We start from the raw sequence: 24,201 nt of genomic DNA on the forward strand, positions 1-24,201 counted from the left end.
CCCTGAATTTGAAGTCCTTCTATACCGAAGTCCTATTTTATATTGAAAACCCTTACATTTCTAGTTGATTTTATACTCGCCCGCTTTCCTACAACTTGTAATCCCCTTATACTGGGAGTGAATCAACATTTCGTGAGGGGGGCTCTGTGATGCAACTGACAGAACAAGGCATTTTACATATTGAAGAAGAAGATATCTCCAGCTTGTACTGTTACCGGGACACGGATGGCAAGGCTTTTGATGCTTCGTTCCTGTTTGAGTTACAGCTTCAGGGATTGACGTTGCCACCTGGCAGCGTTCGTGGGATTCAATTTGATTTTGAGGAAGAAGAGTCCCCCCTCTATGAAGATAGGGAACGTCTAGTGGCTGAGGTGAGGTGCAGTCAGCGGTTCGTACCATTGATGCGCAGTATGATGGCTCAATTGTGAAATGATATAGGCAGGTTCAGCATAAAGGGCATATTGGAAGCAGACAGCATATGGCAGGAACACAACCTGATGACAGGAGCATTGGACTTTCGAGTCGGATGCTCTTTTTTGCTGTTTCCATCAACAAGTTAATATTTCAACATCCGCATTGAAATGTTGTTCTATAGTCCGCCCTTTTCTGTTGCTATAATTCAGTTGCTCCACTCTGTGCAGAGGCTTTCTCGCCTTATGTTGCCAGGGTTGGACGAGATAAAGGAGGGACCCTGATGGCTATCGAACAACCGTTAACAACCCATACGCCGGTGCGAAAAATGACACCCCATCCACGCAAACGTACCCGCTGGAATTTCAAACGCACGTGGCCGCTGCATCTGATGCTGCTGCCTGCTGTACTGCTCACATTGCTGTTCGCCTATGTGCCCATGGGCGGCATTATTATTGCTTTTCAGGATTTCAAACCGTGGCTGGGGTTCACTGGCTCCAAATGGGTGGGCTGGGACAATTTCCAGTTCATGTTCGAATATCCCGACAGCGTTCAGGTCATCTGGAATACGGTACTGATCGCTTCAATGAAAATTGTGGCCGGACTTATCGCGCCTGTGGTGTTCGCCATTTTACTGAATGAGGTTCGGAACTCTACGTTCAAACGTTTCTCACAGACCTTGGTGTATCTGCCCCATTTCCTGTCCTGGGTTGTCCTGGGCGGCATTCTGCTCGATATGTTATCACCGGAAGGTGGGCTGGTAAACCAGGTGTTAGCGGCGGCTGGTGTTGAACCGATTTTCTTTCTAGGGGATGGCGACTGGTTCCGTGTAACGGTGGTTGTCAGTGATGTGTGGAAGGAGTTTGGATTCGGAACGATTGTATTTCTGGCAGCACTTGCGGGCATTAACCCGGCATTGTACGAGGCTTCGGAGGTAGATGGGGCAACACGACTTAGACAGACATTACACATTACCCTGCCTGCGCTTGTACCGATGATTATCGTGGTAGGTACGTTATCGCTGGGCAATATCCTGAATGCAGGCTTTGACCAGATCTTTAACCTGTACAATCCGCTGGTATATGAGAAAGGTGATATTATCGATACCTTTGTCTACCGGATGGGAATTCTGAATGGCAAAATGAGCTTTGCGACCGCTGTTGGACTATTCAAATCATTTGTCGCGATGTTCCTGGTCATCTCTGCGTACCGGATGGCGTACAAAATCGCCAATTATCGTATTTTCTAAAAGGGTTAGCATAATGCATTAAGGAGGAATCAAGGTGTATCACAAAACAACCGGGTACCGTATATTCAATGGTTTTAACCTGATATTCATCGCGGCCGTCTCCATCCTGTGCATCCTGCCGCTGGTCCATATTCTGGCGGTTTCCTTCAGTGGTAAGGCGGCAGCATCCGCCAATCTGGTGACACTTTGGCCGATTGATTTTACGGTGGACGCGTACACCAAAACATTCGGTAACAGTAACTTTCTCAGTGCACTCTGGATTTCAGTCCAGCGTACGGTTCTGGGCACACTGCTCAGTATGACACTTGTCTTCCTAACAGCTTATCCATTATCCAAGGAAAGTCTGCACTTCAAGGGGCGCTCGTTATATGCATGGTTTTTCATCTTCACGATGCTGTTCAGCGGGGGATTGATTCCGTCCTATATTTTGATTCAGAAGCTTGGACTGATTAATACGATGTGGGCACTGATTTTGCCAGGAGCGGTCGCTGTTTGGAACCTGATTCTGATGATGAACTTTTTCCGCAACGTACCGAAAGAGCTGGAAGAAGCTGCATTTATTGATGGGGCCAATCATATCACGACTCTGTTCAAAATTTATCTGCCTGTATCCATGCCAGCGATTGCGACGATCTCTTTATTCACGATGGTAGGTCAGTGGAATTCCTGGTTTGACGGGCTGATCTATATGAATGATGCTTCCAAATATCCACTCGCCACGTTAATGCAGACCATAATCGTGCAGCAGGATTTCTCCAACATGAACGTGGATGCGACGCAGCTCCAGAACATGTCTCAACGTACGGTGAACGCGGCTCAGATCTTTATTGGCGCTCTGCCGATTCTGCTCGTATATCCGTTCTTGCAGCGTTTCTTCGTAAAGGGAATTGTGCTCGGGGCGGTAAAAGAGTAAGGCAAACACACGGAATCCCGTTTGGGATTCTTTTTCGTTCTATAAGTGCATTCTATAGCTCATGATTTCAGTTGTTTTGAAATTTTTCTGCTGCGAATAGCGTTGTTATATTCATTAATCAATTCATCCAGCACCATGGATTGGCGAATAACCTCCGGATGCCATAGTTCCGCATATTGATCAGCAATCTGGTAGAGCCTTTGCCGTGCATGTTCGATACATTCCTGAATGGTTTCCGGATTATGTACCATACTCCCGCCCCCTGTTATCCTTGAATATCATCATCCAAAAAAGACCATCTAATATAATATTCGGAACAATAAGGGGTTTGGATTACCCCAAAATTAAAATTTTGGTTATTTTTCTTTTAAAAGTTATTATTAGCGTGGATCATATGAACTGATGTACACATATGTTCAATGCAAATAAACCGGATCGGCTGCGGCCTGTCCGGTTTATTTGCGTTTATATCTTTTCCAGAACAACTTCACATGCCGAGATGAATACGAGCAGACTCCACAGCTTACTTACGCTAATCCTCATATTTTGTAAAGAAAACGTCCTCAAGAACGGCCTTGGCCTTCTTCAGATCACGGGAATTCAGCGTATGAAGCATCCCCATAATTTCATTCATTTCCTCGTTAATGGTCACTGCTTCCGCATTCTCATTATCGTTTGAAGCTTCATCGGGATATGGTCCCCCTTCACTAGTAACCATGGATGGACTGTCTTTTTCCGAATGGAACCAGGAGGTATGCGCGGTGTCACGGAGAGCATGCACTAAGAACTGCAATTCATCTTCGGTATATCGCTGCAAAAAACGATTCGCGCCAAGATCAATTTGTTGATGCATGGCTTGATGCAAACGATAGATGTCTTGACCCAGTTCTGTCATGCGAAATAATACTTCTTTCTTATTATCTGGTAGGTATTCAGGCAGAATGATATTTTTCTGCACCAGCCTTTTGGTGATTTTGGAAACTGTGCCTTTGGAAAAGCCGAATTGCTTTGAGATGGTTATGCCATTTACAGGTTCAAGTGTTCCGATCGCATCCAGCACATGCAGCATAGTAACCGTCATTTCTTGGACTAACTCTTGAACTTCCGAATTAGGGCTGTTCTTAAGCAGCCATTCCTTCTCTTCGTCATCTTCCGCTTGGAATTTAATCTGTATGTCTCTCACAGCTTCCAGCACTTCAATGATCAAGTGCTCTTTATTGTGATTGTTTGATGGCTTGATCATTCTTTTTCCCCCAACACTAATGAACTTCATCCCAGTATATCAAGGAAAGGTCCGCAATTAAAGTTTCCAAGGAAACAATGTTGACAAAAGAACAGAATTTAAACTATTATTGTTGCAAGGAAACTTATTGTTTCTCAGAAACAATAAGTTTGTGATCGTCATAGTCCGTTAGTCATGAGAATCAAAAATTATTTTAGACCCAATTAAGAGAGGAACATAAACATGACAGATATACGATTCAAGCCATCGCAAGAGAAGGAACAACCGGGTGTGAGTCCATCAAGGGAAGATTACGATATCGACGTATTGGTTGCAGGTGCTGGCCCGACCGGATCTATATTAGCAGCAGATCTGTTGCGCCGCGGCCTTCGTGTCCGGCTGGTCGACAAGGCTCCACATGCCTTTAAGGGTTCTCGTGCCAAGGGAGTACAGCCGCGAACCCAGGAGATCTTGGAAGATTTCGGCGTGCTGAGTGATGCTCATACAGAGGGAAGTTCTTATCCGCTTGCAGGTATCCATCTAGGTCCGATCACTGTGCCGTGGCGCATGCAGCAGCGAAATAAACCTACACCAGATGTGCCCTATCCGAATATTCTTCTGCTGGCTCAACACCGCACGGATGCCATCCTGCACCGCCTGCTCAAACGTCAGGGGCTAAATATTGAATTTAACAACGCGGTGGATTCTTTTGAACAGGATGCCCATGGGGTGACGGTGACGCTCTCTACAGGGGAAAAGATTCGCAGCAGATATCTGGTGGGGGCAGACGGAGGTTCCAGCACCGTTCGTAAAGGTACAGGTATTCGATTTATCGGAGAGACCAACGAATCAGATCGTATGCTTATCATTGATGGCACGATAGATGGCTTGTCTCGCAGTCGTTGGCATATGTGGCCACACACAAAAGGTAAATTTGTCGGAGCATGTCCATTGCCACACTCCCAACAGTTCCAAGTCATGATCAGGTTAGGAGCAGACGAGAATCCAGACTTGAATGAGGCTGTATTGGCCGCTCAGTTCCACAAGCTTACTGGTTTCCGCCTCTACGACATTACCTGGAGTTCCGTATTCCGTCCCAACGTGCGACTGGCTGAGCACTATCGGTCAGATCGTGTCTTCCTTGCAGGCGATGCGGCCCACGTCCATACCCCAGCCGGTGCACAAGGACTCAATACCGGTGTACAAGACGCTTACAACCTCGGCTGGAAAATAGGTCAGGTTATTGCCGGCGCACCTGATCGCCTGCTTGACAGTTACGAAGCGGAACGTCAACCCATAGCCGCACGCGTTCTTGGAAAATCCAGCGAGTTGTACGCCAAGCTCGATAATAAACGTCTCGCCAGTCTCAAACGTGGTGACGAAGAACGACAGCTCTCATTATCGTATCATGGTGGACCACTTAGCTCTCAGAATGCATCAACGACCAAGTCACTTCAGGTCGGAGGTCGAGCTCCCGATGCTCCATGCATCGGCCCAGGCGGTGTAAGACGACTATTTGAGATCCTTCGTGGACCGCAATTCACATTGCTTGCCTTTGGAGCCAATGCCTCTAATATTCTCCCAGAGCTGATCTGGCCAACCAGCGGTGCCAAATTACACAGATACATCGTTAGTCTCGGCAATGAAGCCGAACAGAATGTTATCAACGATACCACCCAAAAACTGACCGAGATCTATGGCATCAGCGATGATACGCTAGTACTGATTCGACCCGATGGTTACATCGGCAGCATCATCAAGGGCGACTGGCAGGCGGAATTTGAGAATGCGGTCAGCATGGTTACCCCACCACGTTAAGTGAGAAATATTTAAACTGCGCTTTAAGCATCAAATGCAGACTCCGGGCCGGGGTGCCACATCAGAGGAACTGCATGCTTCATTCACCTCAAGCCTACGTCGTCAAAACGATTGCCTATCGTCTCTGGAAAGGCACGTTTAATGGCATCAATGGCACGTTGTTCCGTAGCCCCTGCCTTCCGGATAAGCTCAATTACCCTTTGCACACATTCCGGTTCTCTCGAATCCCAAGAGATGGAGTCATCTATCACCTCAACGATCATTGTATACAGGTTTGCGAGTAGCTCATACTCGTTTATTACCTGATCCATTTGAATAGACAGATGCTTAAGTCCTGCAACATAAGAGGCAATATCCAATCTTGATTTGGCATAATAGCAAAGTACAGCTGCCGCTTGTTCTGTGTCATAGGTTTCTGTCTGCAAAACAACAGCAATAGCGGCATACGCAGCCGCCCCACAGGCGTAATCTTGGGGTGGCAGCATATAGTCATGGGTTTCCCATTTGTACACGGCCTGGATTAACGATTCCTTGCAGACTTCCCATTGATCTATCGGTGCACAAGCTTCCAGCACCTGATAGTACCAGTAGGGTGTACTGTTTCTCCCTAACGAATCATAGGACAGACGAATGACTTCATTCCCATTACTTTTACAGATGAACAGCACCCGTTCCACATCATCATAGCCAATAACAATGACAAATTGATCGTGCCAGAGAATTGCACCTATGCCTCGGTCAATGGAAGCTTTAATATCCAGCAGAGCCTGCTTCTGATAGAGCGGAAAAGTCGGTTCAAATGAAAATCCACCATGTTGTCCCGTTGTCACACCAATGAAGTCAGCTGCGACAAAGTTCTCTGCCATCCAGTTGTAAGCCGAAATTGATTTTGACGTCAGACGCCGATCCACCACTAATCGGAATGCACTTGCTGTCATACCTGCAATCATGTGGTGTGGGAAAACCGTCCACTGTTTATGTAATAAAATGCGAAACAACGCATCAGTATACGCGCTTACACCGCTCCATGATCTACATTCATCAGCAGAATTCACAGCTTGCGAGGATCGAATCCAGTCCTGCAATACTACTTTTGTCGCCATCATCCTTCACACCCTTCCTCTCTCATCCTATCGTGCGGAATGTGCTCCCCACCGTGGTATAGTGGACCTTTTACGGTCAGGATACTTCCTGGATATCACTCGAAAATAATCAATAGCCTGCTCTTCCAATGCTTTCGCCTTCACGAGTACCTGTGCTAAATCTTCTGTGGTGTCTGGTCGCAAGACACGTCTATTCTCCTGCTGAACCATATATCCTTTCATTTGGTCAATTAACGTCCCAAGCTGTTCATAACATGCACAAGCATGGTCCAGTTCGTTCCATATCTCTCGAACACCCTGCAAATACATCCTTATTTCGGATCGCGAATGGCAGAAGGATTCCAAGATATAACCTGCACCGGATTCATCGAAATCCCCACTCCGCAGGGCCTGCACCCACACATCATATGCCTTTCTACCTGAAGCAATATTCTGATCAGGTAACAGACGATAGGGAAGATCCCAATCCTCAATCGCCAGTCTCAGGGATTCCAGCAGCATCTGCTGTTCAGGGATGCGGACCTGATCACCAAACACCTGACAATACCAAAATCCGGTAAAGTTTAAGCCGAAATTGTCATACAACAAAATCTGCGGTTCCTTGCTCCATCCGTCCTGCACATAAAAGATGCGGTCCCGGTCATCATATCCATGAATAACACCGAACTCAGGAATCCAGTAAATCACACCAGTTCCTTCATCAATACTCCGTCTCACCCAATTCACTGCATCCTGCTGGTAATAACCAAACGTGGAATGACGTGTACGTCCCCCATCCCAGACCGTAAATATTCCCAGGTTATCGACTCCCGGACGATGTGCTTCCCCCCATTGTCCATACGCTGTAACCGACATGGAAAGTAGTCTGCGATGCACCGCCAGCTTGAAAGCCATGCCCGTATATCCGGCAAGTACAACCTTGGAACCTTGAAACTGGCCTGTATGGGTTAGTATCGCATGCAGACTATCCACGTACGATTTGGACTCCCGCTTCATGATGAGGTTATCTAACACGACTTCAGCCAAGGGAAAAGCTCCTCTCCATGGTGGTTTTCCTGATGTATTTACGAGAAACAGCAGCTTGCTCTTAATCTGCTCGTTTGTTGCCTGTTTACAGAATCACTCTATGTTCCAAGCCTGTGGATCAACCCTTCTGCGCTTTGCTGAAGCTTGCGTCTAAGCCACCCAGGAGACAAAAGTTCCTCCCATTCGCTAATAAACAAATGCTGTAAGAAAGCCTCCGTGTCATAAAATTCAATCGAATAAATCAGATCTTGCCTAGCCCGAATACGATACCCTTGCCATAGGTCCATTTGCTGCAATTCCTTCAAGCGAATCTCAGCTACAAACGGTTTACGCACAGGCAGTGGTTCTTCCCATCCACCTAGGAGGGCATCTGACCTGTACTCAAATCTATCATCCGAGATCGATACATGAACTATGCCCTCCAAGCGAATCGCCACTTGCTGCACAGGATCTGCTTCATAACCCACCACGTAATCGGCGTTAAACTGGGATATCATCTTTAATGGACACAAGGAAAACTGCCGTTCTCCATCGTGATCCCTGTAATGAATATGTACTCTGCGCAAGTCAGTTATGGCGTGGGACAACAATTCAAAGAATTGCAGCTGCTTCGGTTGTGCCGAAAACACCGGAAGCGCACCACTCCCCATCTGTTGTTCCTCCAACGTAAAACGCTCCAGTAAATGCGCTACACGTTTCACCGCGTCCGATTGATCATAATCGTAATGTCGATAGCGGTGTGCCAAATATTTCAGCACACGTTGCTCTTCTTCTGTCATATATAAATGGGGCAATCGAAAGGTCTGATCCTCGTAACAATAGCCCCGATATTTCGCCATATATACCAAGGGGGCGCGCAGGGAGTTTGCCATATATTCAATATCACGCTGAGCCTGACGACGGGAGATTTCAAATTCACGGGCAAGCCAGCTGCTATTCGGAAAACGTCCACCCCGAATCTGTTCGTCAAACCAGTGAATCCGATGCATGTTACTCATCTTCCCGCCCCCATCTCATCCATTCCTAATATATTCGATTATATCAAAAGACATGGCCTGTTCCGAAGAACAAGCCAGTTATGTTATACATGTGCCTTATCCACTCTGGATTGCACGGCTTTGAAGCATTTCTTGCATACTTTCAGACTTGTACCGTCTGTTTTTGTTTGCGTATACAACAATTTAATTCGGGTACTGCTGCACACCGGGCATGTTCCCCGGCCCCTGGAAGGAAGACTCCACAAGACGCGTCCTCTTTTGGTTTTTGCCAATGGTTGTGAACCTCTTTTCGATATGGTTTGTGTGTTCACCGTTATTATAGAGGGCATGGTACGACACAGAATGTCGCATCAGTTTTAAAGGTTGTTCAAAAAGTCCCCAATTGATCACGAAGTAGCCCAAGAAGCGAACTCGACATCGAATCTTGCGTTCACCTTCTCGGTGCTGAATCGTTAACTTTTTGAACATGCCGTATTAGAAAATAAAAAATGTCCCCTCTTCGACCTGAAGAAAGGACAACATTTAGGAAAGATCTGTGCTCGACTGAGCTGCGGCCTGCAATAACGGTTGCAGGAGTCCTGGAAAGCGCGTTTCCAAATCATCGGATCGCAGGGTGAGAAAATGCTGTGTACCCTGCACTCTGACCCGAATAACTCCGGCTTCCCGCAGAGTGCGAATGTGGTGCGACATCGTTGACTTCACAACAGGTGCATGAAAATGACTGCACGGTTGCTCTCCGCTTCTGGCTGCTTCCGCAACAATCCCAAGGCGAGTCGGGTCACTCAGCGCATACAGTACGGAGGAAAGTTCAATATCTGACACCTGTGGATGATGTAAAATTTTCATACGGTAGTCTCCTTTTTTCAGACTATGCATTGTATTCTAACACAGATCCATGATATATTTCTAATGTTCGACACCAATCGAACTTTAATGATTTCGTTATGAAACCCCTGCTGTCAGGCACGGGATTGACATCATACTACATTTTGCAAATGTTACACACCGTTTCTGAAATGTTGCGAAATACACATCACTTTAGGAGGTTTTTATGAACAACACCGCAACCGCATCATCAGGGGAACGGACCGGAATACAGGAAGGATTAATTGTAAGCTTGCTTGGCTTCACCGTTGTACTCGTTGTTATGAATACAATGATGTTTAATCTGGCCCTACCCAAAATTGCAGCCGAATTTATGCTTACATCCGTCGCTTCCTCATGGATTGTTACAGGGTATTCCATCGTATTTGCCATTTCCTCGATTACGTTCTCACGTCTATCGGATTTCATACCTATTCGTACATTATTCACGACCGGGCTTACGTTACTTGGTGCTGCATCGGTACTCGGGTTCTTCAGTAATCATTTCATCATTTTGCTCATTGCACGTCTGATCCAGGCTGCGGGTGCTGCATCGGTTCCGGGGCTTGCCATTGTGCTGATTACCCGGTACATTCCACATGATCGCCGGGGTAAATCGATGGCTGTCATCATGTCCGCGAGTTCACTTGGGCTTGGACTTGGTCCCGTCATTGGCGGAAGTATCACACAATTTCTGGGATGGCATGATCTGTTTATCGTTACGGGATTAACGTTATTCTTGATTCCTGTATTCTTCAAACTGCTTCCTCGGGAAACACCGCAAAAAGGTTCATTTGACCTGCTGGGTGCCGTGCTTCTTGCCATCGGTACTACCGGTGTGCTGTTATTCCTGACTTCCCGTCAGTGGTTCACGCTTGTTATCGGTGCTGCGGCACTGCTTCTGTTCTGGCTCCGAATTCGGCGCGCGGCAGATCCGTTTGTTCAACCTGCTTTGTTCAAAGACAAAAAATATATGATGCTCAGCTCGCTGGGGATTGTATCGTACATTAATAACTTCTCAACGTTGTTCCTGTTACCTCAAATTTTGGCTCATCTATACGGACTCACACCTGCTCAATCCGGACTCGTCATCTTCCCCGGTGCAGTTGTGTCCATGCTGCTGTCCAACCGGATCGGCCGCATGATTGACCGACATGGCAATACGTTGCTGTTGAAATTTGCACCATGGTTGCTACTGGCCGCTGCCGGATTGTTCGCCTTATTTGCAGACAATAACATCTACGCTATTATGGCTGTGTATGTCCTGCTCAGCGTTGGTTTCTCATCGCTGACCACCAGCGTGTCCAATGAATTGTCTGGTAACCTGACCATGGATCAGGTGGGCGCAGGCATGGGACTGTTCCAACTTAGTCAGTTCTTCAGTGGTGCCTTCAGCGTTGCTGTTACTGGCGTAGCATTAACGGCGATGCAAAACATGCCGCTATCCTCAGCGTACACCAATATTTTCTGGGGCATGACTGCGGTCGCAGTCGCATCGGTTATTTTCTCTCAGGTGTATCTAAGAATGCAGTCACGGAAAGTCACGAAAACAAGTAACCGGATTTAACATTATATTTAACCAAAAGAAGTCAGGAAGGGGCCCCCGGGTTCTGAACCTGGCTTTTTTTCTACCTATTTTCTATGCATGATACATGTGTCAGCTGCCCTCTTCCACTAACACAAAAAAGCCCCAAGGATGCGTTCATCACGCTCCTCGGGGCTATTATTTTATGGTTGACCAACTTCTCTATTCTTCTAAACTGAGTATACTATTCAAACAGGTCCAAACGAAGACGTTTCAAACTTGTATGTTTGATGTACCACTGGCCGTCGATTTTGACAAAAGTTTCATGGTAGTGCCCAAATCCGTGGAAGGATTTGTTCTCATTGCCCTCCGGGAACGTTACCCAATCTTCCATTGGGGAGATGACCTTCGCTTCATTCTCGGATACAAATTCAACTTCGGCGCTATGTACATGATGCACGGTTACGGCAACATCCACCAGATCACGGAATACTTGTACGATCGTATCACGGCCTGTTAATACCGGAATTGGATTGCCTTCTGTGCTGAAATCGGCCACGGCATCCGGAGCAAACACATCACCCAAGGTATCCCACTGTTTCGTATCAATATAGCGGCAATAACGTGCCTTGGTATTCCGAATGTTTTCCAGCGCGAGCAATTGTTCCAGTCCTGTGATCGTTGATTGGCTCATGTGTTGTCCCTCCAGAGATGTAAAATGTGATGTAAGATTAGGATCATGTATGTATGCATACTATACCTTCCTTATTGTACCATTCGCCTTCTATTAGGTACAATGATACAAAAAAATCTTTCCTTACCTCTCGCGAGGTTGGGGAAAGATCTGGATATACCTATGTGCCAGACGAGTTATTCCCATCAATTCAAGCCTCACTTCTATCCCCAAGCTACTGCTGTGCACTCCAACTCTTCATCTGGGAAGCGAGTTCTGACATTTTCTTATTGTTCAAAAAACTTTCCATCTCTTCTTCCGCCTGCACCATCACCTGCTGGATCAAGCAGCCTGCGTTATGATTCTGGGAACATTCGAACAGGGACGCCTGACCTTCAATCGCATGAATGATCTCCAGGAAAGAAGGATCGGGATTTTTACGACTAAGCCGGTAACCACCATTGGCACCGGATGTGGATTCGATCATGCCCGCCTTAACCAATTTGGTCAATATTTTGGACAAATAGGTTGGTGATACCTTCTGCAATTCTGCAAGTTGGTGGACACTAACCAGCTGTTCGGGGGCAGTACTTACAAGATGAAGCATGGTATGCAAAGCATAATTTGTTGCTTTTGAATATTTCATGAGGGCACCTCATTATACACGGATTTAATTTATCCATAATAGACTTGATTGAGCTCTCTGTCAAACCACTACTCTTCAAGCGCTGGCAACATCGAAAGGATACGGGTTAATTGTGATACAATCCGCGATAATCCGTAGGTGTCATCCCCTCATGAGCCATGAACTGGCGGTTAAAATAACTGGCATTGGGATACCCCGCTTCCTCCGCGATTTGTCCAATGTTGGCCGTAGGCCGTTCGAGTAACCATTGCTTCGCCATCTGTAGTCGTGAACGAGTGATAAACTCCATAGGTGTCATCTCTACAGCACTCTTGAACATTTTGCAAAAGTAATACGAACTCACACCTGCGAGATCCGCCCAGTCCTGTAACAGGAAAGGTTGACAGGCCTCTTGTTGCATCTGTGGAAGAAGTGCAAGAACCCGACTCTCCGCCTTACTTGTGGTACGTGTGCTCTTTAAAGGTACTGCATGCTGCACGAACTCGGCGAGTACGGCATAGGTCAGTGTGGATAGCTGAGCCGGACGCAGCATTGTGTTCTGTTCCGCTTCAGTGAGCAAGGCCAGATGAGCCTCTTCCCAAGAGCTGCGTTGCCGCAGTGTCCACAATAGATTGCGGTGTAACCCCCGCTCGATCATATAATCATGCAGACGTTCACCGTAAAAATGAACCCATCGTACATCCCATGGATCATCTTCACTACTATAATAATGTTGCCGCTGCTGCGGGAAATAGAGAAACGCCTGACCTGCGCGAAGCTCATGCACCACTCCGTCCACTTCCACATATCCCTTGCCCGAAGCGACGTAGTGAATATTAAAGTTGTTCAGTGCGCCAGCCTCACGCAACACGGAATGCTGGACGTGGTCCATATAATGTCCAACGGACTCGGGATAACAAAAATATGGAATATCCTGCAGGGTAAGCAATACGATTTGTCTCATCATAGCCGGTTCTCCTTGATCAACAATATTGTGTTAACTAACTTCAATATATTATCATTTTAATTCGCTGGTCTATTCATTATAATCACAATATACATTTATACACAGGAGGATACAACACATGAATTCAGTTCAAAAATTACGTTGGGGCATTCTTGGTAGCGCTAGCATTGCTGTGGAATCCGTCATTCCTGGGTTGCAGCAATCCGAGTTGAATGAAGTAACCGCGATTGCCAGTCGAGACGAAGATAAAGCCAAACAGACGGCCGAACAACTAGGGATCGACAAGGCTTATGGCAGTTATGAAGCTTTGCTCGCTGATGATTCCATTGATGCCGTATATATCCCGCTTCCGAATCATCTGCATCGGGAATGGACGATCCGGGCTGCTGAAGCAGGCAAACATATTTTGTGCGAAAAACCATTGGCTCTGACAGAGCAGGAAGCTCAGGAGATGGTTCAAGCTTGTGCAGATGCAGGTGTGCATCTCGCGGAAGCATTCATGTACCGCCATCATCCACGTTATGAGCAGATCAGGGATATCATTGCCAGTGGTGAGATCGGTGAGATCCGTGGTATTCACAGCACATTTTCATTTAATAACTCCAATGCATCCGGCAATGTCCGCTTTCGGAAGGAGTGGGGTGGCGGTGCACTGTATGATATCGGATGTTATTCCATCAGTGTTGCTCGCCTGCTGCTAGGCCAAGAACCAAGCGCAGTTACCGTTATTGGCATGTTCTCCCCACAGCATGATCAGGTCGATATGATGGCTTCCGGACTGCTGGAATTCGATAATCACGTTGGTGTGACGTTTGACAGCAGCATGTGGGCAGCCTTCCGCAACACGCTCGAAGTTCTAGGTTCTGATGGCATCATTGAGGTACCATCGGCCTTTATCGGTCGTCAGGATCGCAGTTCCAACTTCTATGTAACGGCTGGCGGTGAACGCAAAGAGATTGAAGTTCCGCAAGTGAACCACTACTCTCTGCAGGGAGATGACATGGCACGTGCCGTACTTCAGGGCAAGGATCTGCGCTTCGCCCCTTCCGATGCAGTAGCTAATATGAAAGTGCTGGAAGCTTGCCTTCGTTCAGCGGAAGAACGTACACGAATTACACTATAATTGAGAGGATGAACTGACTTATGGAATATATCGAAATTGCTGGTGCAGGTAAACGTGTCTCCCGATTGATTAAAGGAACCGATTATTTCGTGCATAATGCCTACGATAAAGCAGCTACGAACATGGATGCTTTTCTGTCGATTGGCGGTAACACTGTAGATACAGCACATATTTATTGTGGTGGACAGAGTGAAGAAGTCCTTGGTCGTTATATGAAAGAACGCGGTAACCGTGACCAGATCGTCATTCTCACCAAAGGCGCGCATCATGACCAGAATGGGCCACGCGTGAACGCTGATGCCATCCGCAGTGACTTGATGGAAAGTCTGGAGCGTCTTCAGACAGATCATGTAGAGATGTATGCCTTGCACCGGGATGACCCAAATATGCCTGTCAGTGTTATTCTTGAAGCATTAAACGAACATATTGATTCCGGCAAAATCGGCGCAATTGGCGCCTCCAACTGGACCTGGCAGCGCCTTGAGGAAGCCAATGCGTACGCTGCGGCAAATGGCTTGAAGGGCTTCACATTCAGCAGTCCGAACCTCAGTCTCGCCAAAGCAAACGAACCTTTCTGGGCAGGCTGTGTGTCGGCAGATGCAGAGACACTGGCATGGCATGAGCAAACCAAGCTGCCATTGCTATCCTGGTCCTCCCAAGCGCGCGGTTTCTTCACGGGAAGATTCACACCTGAAGTTCGCGATAACGAAGATCTGGTGCGTGTATTCTACAGTGATGGCAACTGGGAACGGTTACGCCGGGCTGAACAATTGGCTAATTCGAAGAAAACGTCACCCATTCAGATCGCACTCGCTTATGTATTGAATCAGGCGTTCCCAACCTGTGCCTTGATCGGTGCCCAGAATCAGGCGGAACTGCTCTCCTGTGACGAAGGGTCCCGCATCATGCTGACTCCTGCTGAAATCGCATGGCTGGATCTGGGAAGTGATGTACCTGCTGGCATCTAAAGAGAGCTAGTCATTCTATCATTTAATAATAATGACTCTAAAGGGCTGATTATCCGCGATAGCGCGGGTAATCAGCTTTTTATGCTGTGTAAAAGCGATACATTATTGTAAAGCCTATTGCACAATTTCCGTAGCATTGTTCTCTTTCCCTCACTCGGTTGGAGACAAATATAGAAGGACTTACCCCAGAACAGATCTCTGAAGGTAAGTCCCTTATATCATGGATTAAGACATATAGAATGTTAGAAATTGCACTGTCATTCGTATGGATTACAGTTTAACGATCTGACCTGTTTTCTCGGATTCGAATGCTGCCAGGATCACTTGCAGGGAACGTAAGCCCTCTTCCCCGGAAATCGCTGGAGGTGTTTGCGTTACAATTGACTCTACAAATGCGTCAATTACACCACTCGGCACTTGTTTCTCGTTGGTAGCCATGGCACCAACTTTGTACGTCTCAACTGTACCATTGGTCAGTTCAACGATCACTTCATCGCCTTCCACTGTTCCGATCTTCATAACACCATTCTCGCACCACAGAACTGTACTGTTGTCTCCAGCTCTGTATTGTGTCCAGCTTGCTACTAGCGTTCCGATCGCTCCGCTCTTCATACGCAGCAAACAAGTTGCGTTATCGTCAACTTTAGTACCTTCCTTGTGCAGTGTGCTGATAAAACCAGCCACTTCAGATACTTCATCATTCAGCAAGTAACGAATGAAGTCGGATTTGTGCACGCCCAGGTCGCCCATGGCGCCCATAATAGCTTCTTCTTTACGGAAGAACCAACTATCCGCTCCGTCCACACTCCATCCTTCTGGACCCGGGTGACCAAATGATGTACGGAAATTAAGAACTTTACCGAGTTTGCCGGAGTCGAGAATCTCTTTTGCTTTTACGTGTGGAGGCATCAGACGCTGGTTGTGTCCAACCATCAGATACACGCCATTTTTCTTGGCAGCTTCGATCATTTGCTCGCCTTCTTCAGTGGATACTGCCATTGGTTTCTCAACCAATACATGCTTGCCTGCATTGGCAGCAGCAATCGCCATTGGAGCATGCAGATAGTTTGGTGTACACACACTAACGGCATCCACCGTTTCGTTTGCAAGCAATTCTTCGTAACTGGAGTACGCTTTACCTCCGTAAGTCTCAGCCATCTTCTCCGCACGCTCCACAATCGGATCGGCAAAAGCGACAAGTTCTACGTTCTCATTGGCAGCGTACTCTGGAATATGTCTGCGCTCGGCAATGGCTCCACAGCCGAATACAGCAACTTTAATTTTACTCATGTATATAAGTCTCCTTTGACAAATAAAATTCAGCATTTTTCATAATTCGATTCAATTCGCTCTTTGGATTATGCAAAATGTTAGATTAAAATTGGCTCAAATAGTTCTGTTTCAACCAGTTGTAGCTGTTGGATACGCTCTCAAGCGGAGGGTTCTGACATACGTCTTGTTCCACGATCAGCCATTCCACGCCTGCATTCGTAGCGCCTTCAATAACAGCTGGCAGGTCAACCGAACCTTGTCCCAATTCCAGTGTTTTCATCTGGCCCTGTTCGTCTTTGCTGAAGTCCTTCAGATGAAGTAGCGGCAAGCGACCCGCATATTTATTAATATACTCGATCGGATTTTGTCCCGCAAATTGTACCCAACATACGTCCATTTCCACTTTTACCGCTTCCGGTGATGTTTGAGCGAACATGGCATCAAAGGCATTGGCATCACCAACCTGCCCATGGAATTCAAAGTCATGGTTATGGTATCCAAAGATCAACCCTTGTTTCGCTGCTTCAGCCCCATATTGTTGTAACTCAGCGAATAGCTTGGTCCAGCCTTCTGCATTCTCAGGACGATCCTCAGGCATCAGGTAAGGACAAATGATATATTGTGCACCAATCGTTTTCAGGTAATCGATTTGTTTTTGCAAGTCTTCACGCATCGCATGTAGTGAAACGTGGCTGCTGAATCCTTTCAGTCCAAGTTCATCTAGTAGCGCTTTCATTTCCTCAGCTGGAATATCACCATATCCGGCAAACTCCACACCTTCATATCCAAGGGCCGCTACCTTACGCAACGTACCACGAAAATCTGCTGCAGTTTCATCACGGAGTGTAAACAATTGCAAACCAATATTAAGTTTTTTCATGTAGGATACACCTCTGTTCTCAAATTTGCTTTCATTGCTCTATCTGGTATCATCCTAACGCAAAACAGGCTAGAATGAACATATACAATATAGTCAGAACATGAACTATCTGATCAAATTTTATTTCCATCATTTTGCATCAATTGAATGTAGCCCATTTGAATGCATGCAGGATGTACATATTGGGGGATTTTATCTTTGGATACGTTAGAGACATCTGTACTGATCTGTGACTACTCATACCACTATAAGGCGTTCACACATAATATGAGGGGCGAGCTGCAAACCTATCTGTTCCGTCTGCAGACGGAAGGCTCGTGCAAAGTGTATGTACAGGATGAGGAATTCAGGATGACTAGCGGGGATTTACTGCTCTTAAAGCCTGGTGACGACTACCATCTCGTTGTAGATGAACCACATAAGGAAGGACGCTTGTCTAGTGGAGACTATTATCTGTTCTGCGAGGGCAGCTGGATCGAGAACTGGTGGAAACGGCAGCATCGATCAACCGTGAGCCAAATTGGACTTGATGATAAACTCATCAGCCTGTGGAGAAATATGTTACTTGAGAAACGTCGCGGACCTCTTGAGGAAAATGCGGAGCTAAAGGATGCGTTACTGCGCGGATTATGTCTGTATATCGACCGGGCAATTAAAGAGAATATTCAGACCGATCGGGCAGTTTCCTCTGCGCTGAAGTTAAAACGTTTTATTGAGGAGCATGCCACGGTTACGTTCAAGCTTGATGAAGCGGCTCGTTATGCAGGCCTCAGCCTGTCACGTGCAGTCCGTTTATTTAAGGAGCACTACAATCAGACCATGATTCAATATGCGATTGAGATCCGTCTGAATGCGGCGCTGGAACGAATGAAATACAGTGAAATGACACTAGAGCATATTGCGGAATCCTGTGGTTTTGCGAGCTACTCCTATTTCCACCGGGTATTCCGGGCGCACTTCGGTGTGTCTCCGGCGGAGTATCTCAAATCCAGACAGCATGAGCCTATTGATGATCTAGAGCATGTATGATGTTCAGTATCAGAAACCCATGACCTTAAAGAGGTTCATGGTCTTCATACATACCCATTAAATTCACATCTATCATATAATGGAGCGATACATATGCTAACCCACCAGCGCAAAGTCCTCATCATCGAGGATGAATCAGATATTTCGCGCATTCTGCGAGATTATTTAACCAAAAATCAATATGAAGCCGCCGTGGCAGCCACTGGACAAGATGGACTTCAGATTATGGAGCTTATTCAACCAGACTACATCATTCTGGATATTATGCTTCCGGACATGGACGGGATCGAGGTCTGTCGAGAGATCCGAAGGCGCAATAATATCCCCATCCTCATTCTAAGTGCCAGAGGCAGTGATACCGACAAGGTACTTGGACTTGGCTTTGGAGCAGACGACTATATGACCAAGCCCTTCTCACTGAGCGAACTGTTAGCACGGATTAATGCCCACTTCAGGCGTTATGACAGCATGACTTCCGTTGGAGATAGAACAGAACTACTGCATCTTAGAAACCTGGTAATTGATAAAAAAGCCTATAAAATTACATTAAACGGATCGGAAGTTTCTCTGTCTGCCAAGGAATTTGAACTACTTCATTACTTGGCAAGCCACAAGAATCAGGTATTCTCCAAAGCCCAGTTGCTCGACGCTATCTGGGGATATGCAACCTATGGCGATGAAAATACCGTAACCGTATACATTCGCAGACTGCGTGAAAAAATTGAGGCAGATGCCTCGCATCCGACCGTTCTGAAGACGGTATGGGGTGTCGGTTACAAATTCAATTACGAATAAGTGAGATTGGAGGCACCCACATGTCATTGAACAGGTGGTCCAAACGCTGGTTGTTAACAACACTTGGGCTTCTCATTATTATCTTTTCAAGTATCCTTGCACTGTCGATGATGCTGTTACAAGATCGAAATTCAGGCGAATCCAATCTGTCCCTGAATCAGGTTCGACTCAAGGTCAATCCGATCTTACTCGCTTTGGAGCAAAATCATCAGCATCTTAATGAACAAAATATTCGTGAAGTCATACGTTCCACCGCCAGAGAGACCGGGGTTCTACTTACCTATCTAAACTTGGATGGAAAAGTCATTCTGTCCTCCGACTCCACCTCTGAAGGGATGCAAGTTAATCTGCGTTCAGCTCTCCATTATGATCTGCATCATGCCACGCAGGCCGCGGACGGTAACGACACGCTTGATATTGCGTTTCCCGTGATGGACGGACCGATGGGAAGTCAGATCGGCAATGCCATCTTTTCCATCCCCCAAGCGATGGTTACGGTTCTGCAACCGATGACTTTTCCGGTTATATTGATTAGCGTACTAATGCTCCTGTCACTGGTTCTGAGCTTATTTCTATTCTGGATAAAACGAAAACTGGACAAACACCTGCTCTCTCCCATCCATCAATTGAAGCAACATGCGGAATCCATGCTTAAAGGCAATTATGAAGAAAAAATCCAGTACAACCGGAACGATGAATTGCTCGAAGTATATGCCATGTTTGATCTAATGCGCACGGAGATTAAACATATGAGCGAGCAGCGTATTCAGCAGGAACAAGCACAAAAAGAACTCATCACCAATATATCTCATGATATTAAAACACCAATTACCACGATAAAAGCATACATAGAAGCTATTGAGGAAGGACTATGCAACGATCAGGAGACGCTGATGGAATATATGGGAGTCATGCGGACCCATACGGATAAAACGGCACGCCTTGTGGAGGATCTGCTGGTTCATGCACTTCAGGAATTGGGGCAAATTTCGGTGGAAACCCGTGAAATGTACAGTGGGCCTATACTGGAGACGATGTTGAAACCTATTGAACATGTTGTCCTAACAAAGGGGCTTATCTATAAAGGACCCAACTACATCCCCAATGTGTTAATCGCTATCGACCCCACTCGAATTGAACAGGTGATCTCCAATCTTGCCGCCAATGCCCTCAAGCATACAGCTCCAGGAGACACGATACGTATAGATTTGGAACTGGAATCCGGGCACTTGAAAGTGACGATTGCCGATTCGGGTCAGGGAATACGTGTACAGGACATGCCATTTGTTTTTCAGCGTTACTTCAGAGGCCATACGAGTCATGCAGAACAACATGTTCAGGAAGGTACAGGGCTGGGCCTTTCCATCTGCCAAAGCATTATTGAAGCACATGGAGGTCATATTTCCTTTACTAGTAAAGAAGGACAAGGTACTACCTTCCGGTTCTATCTGCCGATCTGCTGAGCCCACACTCCACAGCTGTAATACTTTATTCATAATTCGATAAGGCTTCCTCAACATCCCTCCTCTAGAATGAATCCTATACTGCACTTGGGAGTGATTCGACTTGTCCAAAAAAGTGATTATCCGTGCACAGAATCTGTGCAAAACGTACAACAGCGGAAGTGAACAATATCATGCCATCCGTAATGTTGATCTCGACATCTATGAAGGAGAATTCACGGTCATCATGGGTAACTCTGGCTCTGGCAAATCAACCCTCCTATACCTGCTAAGCGGACTGGATCAGATCACAGCAGGTGAGGTCTATTTTCGTGACCAGCGGATTGACGCTTACAGTGAACGGGAAATGTCCAACTTCCGTACCCGCCGGATTGGTTATATCTATCAGAGCATCAATCTGGTCCCGGACCTTTCCATCAAAGAAAACATTGCTTTACCGGGATATATTGCAGGAAACAAAAAGAAGGACATCCTATCCCGCGTTGCTGAGCTGATGAATGCCATGGATATTGATGGACAACGTAACCGTCTCCCCTCCCAAACTTCCGGAGGACAGCAGCAACGAGCTGCGATTGCACGGGCTTTGATCAACTCACCGGATATCATTTTTGCGGATGAACCGACCGGAAGCTTAAATATGGAACATGGCACAGCTGTTCTCGATATCCTTACAGATATCCATCGAAAAGGACAGTCGGTAGTTATGGTTACGCATGATATTAAGGCTGCCTGTCGGGCAGATCGCCTGATCTATATTCAAGACGGCAAGATTGGCGGAATCCTTGAGTTCGATACCTATGACGAACATCAAATTCAAGATCGTGAAGCGATTATCTTCGCTTTGGTTACGGGGAAGGAATAACGATGGCAGTCATGTTTAAACTTAGCTTGTCGTATCTGGGTAGGAACAAAATACAAAATGCGCTGATTGCGCTGCTCCTGCTACTCTCGACACTTCTTGTATCTACAGCTATTGTCATTCTGGCGAACACAGGCAATCAGTTTCATGAAATGCATATCCGCACCCATGGGTCTCATCAGATTCTGACTTTTGAGAAAGGGCTGAATGACCCGGAGACGGTGCACGATTGGTGGGCTTCCCAGGATGACGTTCAGGTGTCCCCGTTACTATCGTATCGTTCATTGTCAGGCATCATCTTGAATGAAACTCACATCCCTAACATCTACCTGTACATGTTTAATACACCTCCGCCGCCATGGGGTGTGGATGAACTTATTTTTTCAAGTGGAACACCCAGCACGACTCCCGAACCGGGCTCCGTCTGGATTCCAACGTCCATGGCAAATGCCTATCATATTTCGTTAGATGATACCATTGGCTTCAAAACCGGCTCAAGCACACTCGAATTGAATGTGTCGGGTATTGTCATCGACGTACCGTACGGAGCACCCTTCTCCAATACTGCACGGGTCTGGATGAATTCTGCTGATTATCAACGTGATTTCACGGCACTCGCTGGCAACGAGAATTACATGATCGGTATTCATTTCAACGATTACAGTATGAATTCATTGTATTGGGAACGGTACAATCGCGAGACAGGTACTCCGTTTCTGGAATCCAAAATGGAGTTCGAAGCGATCTCCTCTTTTTATCTGATTATTAACCAGGTTATTGGCTTCATTATGATTTTCATGGGCGTTGTCATGCTCTCCATCGCTTTGATGACCATCGGGTTCACAATTTCGGATGCCATACTGGCCAATTACAGAACGATAGGTATTCTCAAATCACTCGGGCTAACTGCCCGGAGAACAATAGGTACCTATGTCATTCAATATGCGATGCTCTCCATTGCTGCCATTATCCCCGGAATTGCACTTAGCGTATGGATCTCCAGGTGGATCATTAATATATCCGTGTCCTCTCTTCGAGTGGACCATCAGAACATTCCAGTCCAAGGATTGGACGCTGCCATTATGGCTGGTGTGCTTCTATTTGCTATAGTGATTCTGTCCGTTGTGTTATATGCCAAAAAAGCACGCAGCATACAGCCTGTGCAGGCCATTCGTTATGGTATGTCGGAGACAGATAATAGCCGGATGGCGGGCAAAATGAATTCACCCTGGGCACGATGGATCGGGTTCACACGACTGCCTGTGACTATGGCCCTTGGACTTCGACATTTGTTCAAAAACACCAAAAGTTCTATTCTAACCCTCCTGCTGACCACGATGGCATCCTCTGTATTGGTTCTAGGGTATGTTCTGCTGACCAGCATAACCGGAATCTATCAGACCGCAGCCCATTGGGGGTATGATAATGCCAACATCGCAGCAGTCGTGGTGAACAAAAGTACCTTCCCCCAGGCTGAGCTGAAACACGTGTTAGAACAGGATTCAAGGATCAGCAATGTGGGCTGGCAAGGGAACACAACGGGTGTCATTAGCCCGGAGTCTTCTAAGGGAGTGCAAGGCCCATCCATCAGTCTCAACTTGAGTGTACTGGACGGAAAATATCAGGAACTTGGGTTCACAACGTTGAGAGGCGATAACCCTCGCCATGTGAATGAGATTGCCATTGGTGTAAGTATAGCCCAAACATCCAATAAGGATCTTGGTGATCTCATCGACATCTATATTGAAGGAGAGAAGAGGACATTCCTCATCACAGGAATCTATCAGGCAATCGCCAACATGTCTGTTTCAGGCCGAATCACGATCGATGCCATGAGAAGTGTGAACCCGGCTTATGGTGAATTCGATGCCATTTTCATCAATGTGAAGGATATTACACAGGCGGATCTGATTGCCGGGGAATTGAACGAACAATTTAAAGATTTTGCATCCGTAGTCACCCAGAAGACATTGCTTGATTCAGTATACGCGGAAGCTGCCAATATCCTGATCTATCCCATGAGTCTGATTGGATTGCTGTTCATCGCTGTGACGTTCATCATTATTTTCAGCACCTGTCGGATCAATATCCGCAAAGAGAGCAGAAACTACGGAATATACAAATCACTGGGAATGACATCCCGCCAGATCCGATTCTCGGTCACGATGGGAATGATCGTGCTGTCCTCCATCGGAGCGATACTGGGTATGCTCGTCGGCGTATATGTACTTCCTCTTCTGCTCGAACTGGTCCTTTCCGGTTATGGTATCGTCGAGCTTCCGCTGATCCTGAATTGGGGTGGAATGATACTGTTCGCCTGTCTAAGTATCATTGCAGCGGGTCTTGGTTCATGGTTCTCTTCGCGAATTATTCGTGGGGCATCGCCACGTATGTTGGTTATCGAATAAGGTAGTCAGG

The 24,201-nt window shown here is 46.6% G+C and carries 25 protein-coding genes; 12 read left to right on the forward strand and 13 right to left on the reverse strand.

Annotation, left to right across the window (positions count from 1 at the left end; translation table 11 throughout):
* Window positions 1-149: 149 nt before the first annotated feature.
* The 3 genes from F0220_RS26150 (at window position 150) to F0220_RS26160 (ending at window position 2,573) form a co-directional block, all read left to right on the forward strand.
* Window positions 150-428: a hypothetical protein gene (locus F0220_RS26150; RefSeq protein ID WP_105601943.1), complete on the forward strand. Its 279-nt coding sequence runs from the start codon at window positions 150-152 to the stop codon at window positions 426-428.
* 311 nt (window positions 429-739) lie between these two features.
* A complete protein-coding gene (locus F0220_RS26155; RefSeq protein WP_105602005.1) occupies window positions 740-1,660 on the forward strand; it encodes an ABC transporter permease in 921 nt (306 codons plus the stop codon).
* A 34-nt stretch (window positions 1,661-1,694) separates the two neighbouring features.
* On the forward strand, window positions 1,695-2,573 hold the full coding sequence (locus tag F0220_RS26160; RefSeq protein WP_017692164.1) for a carbohydrate ABC transporter permease: 879 nt from the start codon (window positions 1,695-1,697) through the stop codon (window positions 2,571-2,573).
* 59 nt (window positions 2,574-2,632) lie between these two features.
* Here F0220_RS26160 and F0220_RS26165 read toward each other — a convergent pair whose 3' ends face one another.
* On the reverse strand, window positions 2,633-2,824 hold the full coding sequence (locus F0220_RS26165) for an aspartyl-phosphate phosphatase Spo0E family protein (protein WP_091019178.1): 192 nt from the start codon (window positions 2,822-2,824) through the stop codon (window positions 2,633-2,635).
* Between the two features lie 281 nt (window positions 2,825-3,105).
* Window positions 3,106-3,816, reverse strand: a complete 711-nt coding sequence (locus F0220_RS26170; protein ID WP_105601945.1) for a MarR family transcriptional regulator — start codon at window positions 3,814-3,816, stop codon at window positions 3,106-3,108.
* A gap of 222 nt (window positions 3,817-4,038) precedes the next feature.
* On the opposite strand from F0220_RS26170, the gene F0220_RS26175 reads away from it, so the two are divergent.
* A complete protein-coding gene (locus F0220_RS26175) occupies window positions 4,039-5,613 on the forward strand; it encodes an FAD-dependent monooxygenase (protein ID WP_105601947.1) in 1,575 nt (524 codons plus the stop codon).
* A gap of 83 nt (window positions 5,614-5,696) precedes the next feature.
* On the opposite strand, the gene F0220_RS26180 is transcribed toward F0220_RS26175, so the two are convergent.
* The 6 genes from F0220_RS26180 to F0220_RS26200 form a co-directional block, all read right to left on the reverse strand.
* Complete coding sequence (locus F0220_RS26180) at window positions 5,697-6,719, reverse strand: hypothetical protein (RefSeq protein WP_105601948.1); 1,023 nt, start codon at window positions 6,717-6,719, stop codon at window positions 5,697-5,699.
* A gap of 24 nt (window positions 6,720-6,743) precedes the next feature.
* Complete coding sequence (locus F0220_RS26185; protein WP_223199782.1) at window positions 6,744-7,742, reverse strand: cysteine peptidase family C39 domain-containing protein; 999 nt, start codon at window positions 7,740-7,742, stop codon at window positions 6,744-6,746.
* 98 nt (window positions 7,743-7,840) lie between these two features.
* Complete coding sequence (locus F0220_RS26190) at window positions 7,841-8,740, reverse strand: helix-turn-helix transcriptional regulator (protein ID WP_105601950.1); 900 nt, start codon at window positions 8,738-8,740, stop codon at window positions 7,841-7,843.
* 83 nt (window positions 8,741-8,823) lie between these two features.
* Complete coding sequence (locus F0220_RS33045) at window positions 8,824-9,012, reverse strand: hypothetical protein (protein WP_074096524.1); 189 nt, start codon at window positions 9,010-9,012, stop codon at window positions 8,824-8,826.
* Complete coding sequence (locus F0220_RS33050) at window positions 8,924-9,208, reverse strand: hypothetical protein (RefSeq protein ID WP_181155601.1); 285 nt, start codon at window positions 9,206-9,208, stop codon at window positions 8,924-8,926. The genes F0220_RS33045 and F0220_RS33050 overlap by 89 nt, the downstream gene beginning before the upstream one ends.
* A gap of 54 nt (window positions 9,209-9,262) precedes the next feature.
* Window positions 9,263-9,586: an ArsR/SmtB family transcription factor gene (locus F0220_RS26200; RefSeq protein WP_105601952.1), complete on the reverse strand. Its 324-nt coding sequence runs from the start codon at window positions 9,584-9,586 to the stop codon at window positions 9,263-9,265.
* A 205-nt stretch (window positions 9,587-9,791) separates the two neighbouring features.
* Here F0220_RS26200 and F0220_RS26205 point away from each other — a divergent pair, with 205 nt between their 5' ends.
* Window positions 9,792-11,171, forward strand: coding sequence for an MFS transporter (locus tag F0220_RS26205; RefSeq protein WP_105601953.1), 1,380 nt, complete (start codon window positions 9,792-9,794; stop codon window positions 11,169-11,171).
* Window positions 11,172-11,373: 202 nt separating this feature from the next.
* Here the strand turns inward: F0220_RS26205 and F0220_RS26210 are convergent, their stop codons facing one another.
* The 3 genes from F0220_RS26210 to F0220_RS26220 form a co-directional block, all read right to left on the reverse strand.
* Complete coding sequence (locus tag F0220_RS26210; protein WP_074096526.1) at window positions 11,374-11,823, reverse strand: nuclear transport factor 2 family protein; 450 nt, start codon at window positions 11,821-11,823, stop codon at window positions 11,374-11,376.
* Between the two features lie 214 nt (window positions 11,824-12,037).
* Entirely contained in the window at window positions 12,038-12,448 is a 411-nt protein-coding gene (locus F0220_RS26215) for an RrF2 family transcriptional regulator (RefSeq protein ID WP_091019160.1), read from the reverse strand.
* Window positions 12,449-12,554: 106 nt separating this feature from the next.
* Complete coding sequence (locus F0220_RS26220) at window positions 12,555-13,394, reverse strand: AraC family transcriptional regulator (protein ID WP_105601954.1); 840 nt, start codon at window positions 13,392-13,394, stop codon at window positions 12,555-12,557.
* Between the two features lie 118 nt (window positions 13,395-13,512).
* On the opposite strand from F0220_RS26220, the gene F0220_RS26225 reads away from it, so the two are divergent.
* Together F0220_RS26225 and F0220_RS26230 are read left to right on the forward strand one after the other, a co-directional pair.
* Window positions 13,513-14,517 carry a Gfo/Idh/MocA family protein gene (locus F0220_RS26225; RefSeq protein WP_091019157.1) on the forward strand — a complete coding sequence of 335 codons (1,005 nt, stop codon included), beginning with the start codon at window positions 13,513-13,515 and terminating at the stop codon, window positions 14,515-14,517.
* Window positions 14,518-14,537: 20 nt separating this feature from the next.
* Window positions 14,538-15,485, forward strand: coding sequence for an aldo/keto reductase (locus tag F0220_RS26230; protein ID WP_105601956.1), 948 nt, complete (start codon window positions 14,538-14,540; stop codon window positions 15,483-15,485).
* 270 nt (window positions 15,486-15,755) lie between these two features.
* Here the strand turns inward: F0220_RS26230 and F0220_RS26235 are convergent, their stop codons facing one another.
* The gene (locus F0220_RS26235) at window positions 15,756-16,775 is read right to left on the reverse strand and encodes a Gfo/Idh/MocA family protein (protein WP_091019154.1); all 1,020 of its coding nucleotides are present in this window, start codon (window positions 16,773-16,775) and stop codon (window positions 15,756-15,758) included.
* A gap of 85 nt (window positions 16,776-16,860) precedes the next feature.
* Entirely contained in the window at window positions 16,861-17,637 is a 777-nt protein-coding gene (locus F0220_RS26240; RefSeq protein WP_105601958.1) for a sugar phosphate isomerase/epimerase family protein, read from the reverse strand.
* A gap of 198 nt (window positions 17,638-17,835) precedes the next feature.
* Here F0220_RS26240 and F0220_RS26245 point away from each other — a divergent pair, with 198 nt between their 5' ends.
* The 5 genes from F0220_RS26245 to F0220_RS26265 all read left to right on the forward strand — a co-directional run bounded on the left by F0220_RS26245 (window position 17,836) and on the right by F0220_RS26265 (window position 24,191).
* Complete coding sequence (locus F0220_RS26245; protein ID WP_223199783.1) at window positions 17,836-18,666, forward strand: helix-turn-helix domain-containing protein; 831 nt, start codon at window positions 17,836-17,838, stop codon at window positions 18,664-18,666.
* Between the two features lie 93 nt (window positions 18,667-18,759).
* Window positions 18,760-19,461, forward strand: a complete 702-nt coding sequence (locus F0220_RS26250; protein ID WP_105601962.1) for a response regulator transcription factor — start codon at window positions 18,760-18,762, stop codon at window positions 19,459-19,461.
* A 20-nt stretch (window positions 19,462-19,481) separates the two neighbouring features.
* The gene (locus F0220_RS26255) at window positions 19,482-20,924 is read left to right on the forward strand and encodes a sensor histidine kinase (RefSeq protein WP_105601963.1); all 1,443 of its coding nucleotides are present in this window, start codon (window positions 19,482-19,484) and stop codon (window positions 20,922-20,924) included.
* 103 nt (window positions 20,925-21,027) lie between these two features.
* Window positions 21,028-21,786 (forward strand): ABC transporter ATP-binding protein, encoded by a 759-nt coding sequence (locus F0220_RS26260; protein WP_105601965.1) that lies wholly within the window; start codon window positions 21,028-21,030, stop codon window positions 21,784-21,786.
* Window positions 21,787-21,788: 2 nt separating this feature from the next.
* Entirely contained in the window at window positions 21,789-24,191 is a 2,403-nt protein-coding gene (locus tag F0220_RS26265; protein ID WP_105601966.1) for an ABC transporter permease, read from the forward strand.
* Window positions 24,192-24,201 lie beyond the last annotated feature (10 nt).

Origin of the sequence: Paenibacillus sp. 37, from assembly GCF_008386395.1 — a bacterium.
GTDB classification, from domain to species: Bacteria; Bacillota; Bacilli; order Paenibacillales; family Paenibacillaceae; genus Paenibacillus; species Paenibacillus amylolyticus_B.

What these genes read in the sequence shown, in the direction of transcription:
- F0220_RS26150 (WP_105601943.1), top strand. Translation starts at nt 150, where the DNA reads ATGCAACTGACAGAACAAGGCATTTTACATATTGAAGAAGAAGATATC.
- F0220_RS26180 (WP_105601948.1), bottom strand. Translation starts at nt 6,719, where the DNA reads ATGATGGCGACAAAAGTAGTATTGCAGGACTGGATTCGATCCTCGCAA.
- F0220_RS26250 (WP_105601962.1), top strand. Translation starts at nt 18,760, where the DNA reads ATGCTAACCCACCAGCGCAAAGTCCTCATCATCGAGGATGAATCAGAT.
- F0220_RS26235 (WP_091019154.1), bottom strand. Translation starts at nt 16,775, where the DNA reads ATGAGTAAAATTAAAGTTGCTGTATTCGGCTGTGGAGCCATTGCCGAG.
- F0220_RS26225 (WP_091019157.1), top strand. Translation starts at nt 13,513, where the DNA reads ATGAATTCAGTTCAAAAATTACGTTGGGGCATTCTTGGTAGCGCTAGC.
- F0220_RS26230 (WP_105601956.1), top strand. Translation starts at nt 14,538, where the DNA reads ATGGAATATATCGAAATTGCTGGTGCAGGTAAACGTGTCTCCCGATTG.
- F0220_RS26240 (WP_105601958.1), bottom strand. Translation starts at nt 17,637, where the DNA reads ATGAAAAAACTTAATATTGGTTTGCAATTGTTTACACTCCGTGATGAA.
- F0220_RS26210 (WP_074096526.1), bottom strand. Translation starts at nt 11,823, where the DNA reads ATGAGCCAATCAACGATCACAGGACTGGAACAATTGCTCGCGCTGGAA.
- F0220_RS26170 (WP_105601945.1), bottom strand. Translation starts at nt 3,816, where the DNA reads ATGATCAAGCCATCAAACAATCACAATAAAGAGCACTTGATCATTGAA.
- F0220_RS26215 (WP_091019160.1), bottom strand. Translation starts at nt 12,448, where the DNA reads ATGAAATATTCAAAAGCAACAAATTATGCTTTGCATACCATGCTTCAT.
- F0220_RS26175 (WP_105601947.1), top strand. Translation starts at nt 4,039, where the DNA reads ATGACAGATATACGATTCAAGCCATCGCAAGAGAAGGAACAACCGGGT.
- F0220_RS26190 (WP_105601950.1), bottom strand. Translation starts at nt 8,740, where the DNA reads ATGAGTAACATGCATCGGATTCACTGGTTTGACGAACAGATTCGGGGT.
- F0220_RS26165 (WP_091019178.1), bottom strand. Translation starts at nt 2,824, where the DNA reads ATGGTACATAATCCGGAAACCATTCAGGAATGTATCGAACATGCACGG.
- F0220_RS26265 (WP_105601966.1), top strand. Translation starts at nt 21,789, where the DNA reads ATGGCAGTCATGTTTAAACTTAGCTTGTCGTATCTGGGTAGGAACAAA.
- F0220_RS26220 (WP_105601954.1), bottom strand. Translation starts at nt 13,394, where the DNA reads ATGATGAGACAAATCGTATTGCTTACCCTGCAGGATATTCCATATTTT.
- F0220_RS33050 (WP_181155601.1), bottom strand. Translation starts at nt 9,208, where the DNA reads ATGTTCAAAAAGTTAACGATTCAGCACCGAGAAGGTGAACGCAAGATT.
- F0220_RS26200 (WP_105601952.1), bottom strand. Translation starts at nt 9,586, where the DNA reads ATGAAAATTTTACATCATCCACAGGTGTCAGATATTGAACTTTCCTCC.
- F0220_RS26255 (WP_105601963.1), top strand. Translation starts at nt 19,482, where the DNA reads ATGTCATTGAACAGGTGGTCCAAACGCTGGTTGTTAACAACACTTGGG.
- F0220_RS26155 (WP_105602005.1), top strand. Translation starts at nt 740, where the DNA reads ATGACACCCCATCCACGCAAACGTACCCGCTGGAATTTCAAACGCACG.
- F0220_RS26205 (WP_105601953.1), top strand. Translation starts at nt 9,792, where the DNA reads ATGAACAACACCGCAACCGCATCATCAGGGGAACGGACCGGAATACAG.